Source organism: uncultured Thiocystis sp. (assembly GCF_903866365.1).
Taxonomy (GTDB): Bacteria; Pseudomonadota; Gammaproteobacteria; order Chromatiales; family Chromatiaceae; genus Chromatium.
The window spans coordinates 1-4782 of record NZ_CAIPNF010000201.1; the positions used below are offsets into that span (position 1 = coordinate 1).

6 protein-coding genes are annotated in these 4782 nt (G+C 63.7%); all 6 read left to right on the forward strand.

Annotation, left to right across the window (positions count from 1 at the left end; translation table 11 throughout):
• Positions 1-2398: DUF927 domain-containing protein (locus tag QZY07_RS11475; RefSeq protein ID WP_295402565.1), on the forward strand; the 2398-nt coding region annotated here is incomplete at its 5' end.
• Positions 2398-3009, forward strand: coding sequence for a hypothetical protein (locus QZY07_RS11480; protein WP_295402567.1), 612 nt, complete (start codon positions 2398-2400; stop codon positions 3007-3009). The genes QZY07_RS11475 and QZY07_RS11480, both read left to right, overlap by 1 nt.
• Complete coding sequence (locus tag QZY07_RS11485) at positions 3006-3737, forward strand: hypothetical protein (RefSeq protein WP_295402569.1); 732 nt, start codon at positions 3006-3008, stop codon at positions 3735-3737. The genes QZY07_RS11480 and QZY07_RS11485 overlap by 4 nt, the downstream gene beginning before the upstream one ends.
• Positions 3734-4126: a single-stranded DNA-binding protein gene (locus tag QZY07_RS11490; protein WP_295402571.1), complete on the forward strand. Its 393-nt coding sequence runs from the start codon at positions 3734-3736 to the stop codon at positions 4124-4126. Before QZY07_RS11485 ends, QZY07_RS11490 begins: the two co-directional genes overlap by 4 nt.
• Positions 4127-4135: 9 nt before the next feature.
• Positions 4136-4561, forward strand: a complete 426-nt coding sequence (locus QZY07_RS11495) for a hypothetical protein (protein WP_295402572.1) — start codon at positions 4136-4138, stop codon at positions 4559-4561.
• Positions 4558-4782, forward strand: a 225-nt coding sequence (locus tag QZY07_RS11500) for a hypothetical protein (protein WP_295402574.1), incomplete at its 3' end; no start/stop codon positions are given. The genes QZY07_RS11495 and QZY07_RS11500, both read left to right, overlap by 4 nt.

The following is a 4782-nucleotide window of genomic DNA, read 5'->3' on the forward strand; positions in this document are numbered from 1 at the left end:
CCCGGAGCCGGATGTGTCGCTGCGACGACCGGCGACGATCCCGCCATGGCAATGGCTGGGGGAGTCCGAGGTTCAGATCAAACCAGATCCCGGATCTTATAACGGCTTCCTGCTCCGGCTGGCGGATGGCGTCATCGCGCGGTACCGCAAGGACGGAGCGGGAAACCTCTTTGCCCTGGATCGGCGCGACGGATACCGCCCGGACGGAAGCCAATTCAAGTTCGACGTACCGCGTCAAGGAGAGCCGCAAAGGGAGTGGGATGCTGCCGATGCCATGGCCGATGTCGCGCGCTGGGTCGAATTCGCTTCGCCTGATGAGGGAACCAGGGGAACCGATCCGCCGGCGCAACATGAGACCGGCAAGCCGAAAGCCCCGGACGGCTGGAAGCTCTCGAAAGGCGGAGTGTTCGAGATCCGCGAAACCGAGAACGAGACCAAGCTGCTCTACACCTGCGGCCCGCTGCGGGTCATCGGACGCACCACCGGCGCGCATGGCGAATGGGGTCTGGTCCTGGCCTTCAAAGACCACAACGGCACCGAGCAACAGTTGTCGATCCCCGCTGATCGGCTGCACCAAGACCCGGCAACGCTGGTATCCGATTTATCGCGTCAGGGGCTGGACATCCTGCCATCCAGGGGCAAGCGCGTTCCCGATTACCTCGCCGCTTGGCGACCGACCGAACGCATCCTATCGGCCAAGCGTCTGGGCTGGATGGAAGACCCGAGCGGCGCGCTCTCGTTCGTGATGCCGGATCGCGTCATCACCCGCGACGGCAACAAGCAGGTGGTTTTCCAGCCTGACCGCTACTCGCCGACCGTCCGCACCGTGCATGCATCCGGCACCCTGGAAGACTGGCAGGCCAAGGTTGCCGCGCCAGCCTGTCGGCACCGCCCGATGCTCTTCGCCTTGTGTGGAGGGCTGGCACCAGCGTTCCTCGCCTTCGCTGAAGCGGGCGATTCGTTCGTCCTGCATTTCTGGGGGAAGACTTCGCGCGGGAAGACGACGGTTGGGCAGATTTCAGCCTCGCCTTGGGGTTGCGCTGCCGATCCCAACGACGCCCCGAGCCTGACCTTTATTCGTCGCTGGAACGTCACGGGTAACGGTCTGGAGGGTCTGGCCGAGTCGCATTCGGATATGCCGCTGGTCCTGGATGAACTCGGCAGTTCGACCGTGGGCGACATCCGACCGCTGATCTATCAGCTTGCGGGCGGCCAAGGCAAGACGGCGCTCAATTCCGCACGGGAAATGAAGGAGCCGCGCAGTTGGCGAACCATCGCGATCAGTACCGGCGAGCTATCCCTTCATGCTCGGATGTCGGACCCGGACGGCGACGGCACCAAGACCCGCGCCGTCAAGGGCGGTCTGACGCATCGCGCCCTGGATGTCGAGATTGCCGACATTGCCGAAGCCTCGCCCGCGTCCGAGCGCGAAGCGATTGTGTCTGGCGTCAAGGTCGCCTGCGCGCGCACCTACGGCACGGCTGGCCCGGAACTGGTCCGGTTGATTGCCGAGCGGTTCAGTAGCGCGTCAGCGGTTCGTCAGTACGTCAAGGAGCGGATTGCAGACGTGTCTGCCGACCTGATCGACCGCCCGTTACCAGCCGAAACCGCGCGGGCGGTTCGTCGCTTCGCCCTGATCGCGGTCGCGGGCGAGTTCGCCGCCGATGCCGGATTGATTCCAGCCAGCAAGGAGGAGGTGCGGGCATCGGTCAAGGAGGTTGCGACCGCCTGGCTGGGAGCATCGGCGGAGACCGACGAAGAGCGCATCGTCGCCAGTGTGCGGGCATTCATTCTTCGTCACGAGAGCCGGTTCCAACGGATCAACGAGCCGGAGCCGGAGACGAAGACCGACCGCTGGGGGAACGAATACCAGCCAACAGCGAGAGATCCTGAGCCGGTACGAGATCGCGTGGGGTATGTGGATCGGAAGGCCGGGAAATGGATGTTCACCGATGCCGGGCTGGTCGAGGCCGCACCGGGGAACGACAAGACGACGATTGCAAGGACGCTGAAGAGGGCAGGGTATTTACACACGAGCGAAGGAAAACTTCAGGAGCGTGTCAGCATCGGGGCGGAGCGTCCGCGCATGTATTCGGTCAAGTCATCCATCCTTGATGGGGAAAATGATAGCCGTCTTATAAAAACAGTTGGACATGGTGGACATGGTGGACAAGCCCAGCAACCGCAAGGGTTAGAGACTGTCCACCATGCCGAAATGCAAGGTGGACAAGGTGGACAGGACGCAGTGGACAAGGCACCTGTCCACCTTGTCCACCTGCCCACTAGCGAAGGTGGACAGGCACAAACCCGCGTGGTTACTAGCGCCGTCCACCATGTCCACGCTGTCCACCAAAAAACCGAAGACAGCGAGATCGACGAAGACAGGGAGGCATTCTGATGAAATTTCACCATCGCATCGAGATGTCTGCCAGATACGCGACCAGCACTGAGCGAGGATATGTCACCCGTGAAATCGAGTCGGTATTTGATCTGCCACAATATCTCAAGCTTGCTCCACACCTTAAGGGGCTGATACGAGGGCATGCCAGCTACCCATCTTTGAAAGGGGCGTGCGAAGGACTGGATACCGCCTTGCGGACGATCCGGTTCATCGACGCTGCCGAGGTCAAGGAAAGCCGTGCATGGGTGTCGCTGTTCGGGGACAACGCGGGCGGGATGCGTTGCGGGGTTGGTCCATCCGGTTTCGATCACACCCAGGTGTGGAACTGGTACGGATGCCGCCTTGTGACAACCGAACCCTATGCCAGCGGAATCGGTGCGTCGCTCGATTGGGGCGCTGAACATGGCTGGCAGGCGCAACCGATTCCCGAATGGGGCATGTGGAACCCGCCGCATACCACGCTGATTCTCTGCATCCCGCCCAGACAAGGGTTAAGCATCGGCGTCATTGTCCGGCAACTGGAGTGCTGTCAACCGCTCCCGCTCGAATCGCGTCAGACGGAAGGACTGACCACGGTGTATCCGCGTCCATTGCGGAGGGCGCCATGAACGCCGCCGCGCTGCTGTCCGATCTGGCGGGACAAGGTTTCGCGCTGTCCATCGACGATGATCGCCTGATCGTCTCGCCATCGTCTCGACTGAGCGAAAACGCCCGCGCCAAGATCCGCGAGCACAAGGCCGAGATCCTCGCCCTCCTCGCCGCCAACGATGCCGAGCATCCGGTTCCTGAGCCGCTGCCCGTTCACCGGATGTTCAGCGTCATCCAGCCGGACGGCACCGTCCTATCCGTCACCCGATGCCCGCCGGCAACGCTGGCCGAGATCCAGGCGGATTACCCCGGCTGCACCGTCGAGGTTGAACCGGACCCGCCACCTGCACCTCCTCTGTCTGGCGAAGATCGGAAGATTGCCGATGCCCTCCTGCGTCACTGGCAGGAAGACGAGCCCATCGCCGTGACGGAATGGCTTGAAGGTCTGGCCCGCGATCCCGAGCGGTTGCGCCAGATGCACGAGCAAGCCCTCGCGCTCGGTCTGGCGCGCTGGGAGGACATGCCCGCAACCGAGCAAGCGGAGATCCCGCGTCAGATGGCCGTCTGCGCCCGCTGTCGCCACTTCGAGCCAGACCCGATCAATCCTATCGGCGGCATGGGTAAGTGTCTGGCAGACGCCCCGGCGAGCCATAAGCCCGGTTCCTGCTGGCCGTGGCCGGAGGCCGAAATCCGCTGCAACCAATACAACGCCGCTAGACCCCCTCAAACCGAAAGGAGCACTACATGACGATCATTGCATCCGTTTATGGCCGACTGGCCTTCGCCCCGACCGAACGCACCACCAAGGCGGGAAAGCCCATGGGCACCGCAAGACTGGCCGTGGAGGCTGGGAGCAATGCCGAGACCCAAGAAACTTGGTGGATCGATCTGCTGGCTTTCGGCACCAATGCCGAATCGCTGCTGGTGCTTGCCAAGGGACAGATGGTGTCTGCGGTCGGCAAGCTGACCAAGGGGCGCTACACCACCAAGGACGGGGAGGAACGCGAGCAGTTCACGCTACTGGCCGATACGCTGGTGAGCGCGCGCACCGCACGACCGAAGGCGAACCCAGGGGCGCGGCAACGGGAGCCAGCGCCACCGCGGGGCGATGACTTCGGCGACGAGATCCCGTTTTAGGAGGCACCCATGAGCAGGATGCAGAGAACCAAAGGCGCCACCGGCGAGCGCGAAGTCTGCCGGGAGATCCACGACCAACTCGGGGTGCGGCTGATCCGCAACCTGGAGCAGTCGCGCGCGGGCGGTTACGACCTGATCGTGCATCCCGAGGATGACGGTCCCACCGCCGATGCTCTGCGACGGTTCGCCCCCGAGGTCAAGCGACATGCCCGCGCCACCGCTGGCCAACTCGCTCAGTGGTGGACCCAGGCCACCGAGCAGGCGAGCCGCGCGGGGTTGATCCCGGTCCTGCTCTATCGGGAGGATCGCGCAGACTGGCGCGTGCTGGTTCCGCTGTCGGTCCTGCGTCCGGAGTTGCGGGCGTGGGAGGGGATCGAGTGGACGGCGGATCTGTCGCTACTCGGGTTCGCGTCCGTGATTCGGGAGGGCGCATGAAGATTCAGATCGACAACCGATCGGTGGATGTCCTGGACGCGCTGTGCCAATTCCGGCCCTGTCTCTGGCCGGGCGAGTGGAAAGGCGTGCTCACTCCCGGAGTGGGTTACCGCTACGCCCCCGAATCCGACCGGTACTGGCACTGCTTTCGGCGTGCCGACCGCGGTTGTCCGTATCCCCTGCCCGACCCGGACCCAATGAAGGCCCGCTGCTGCGACACC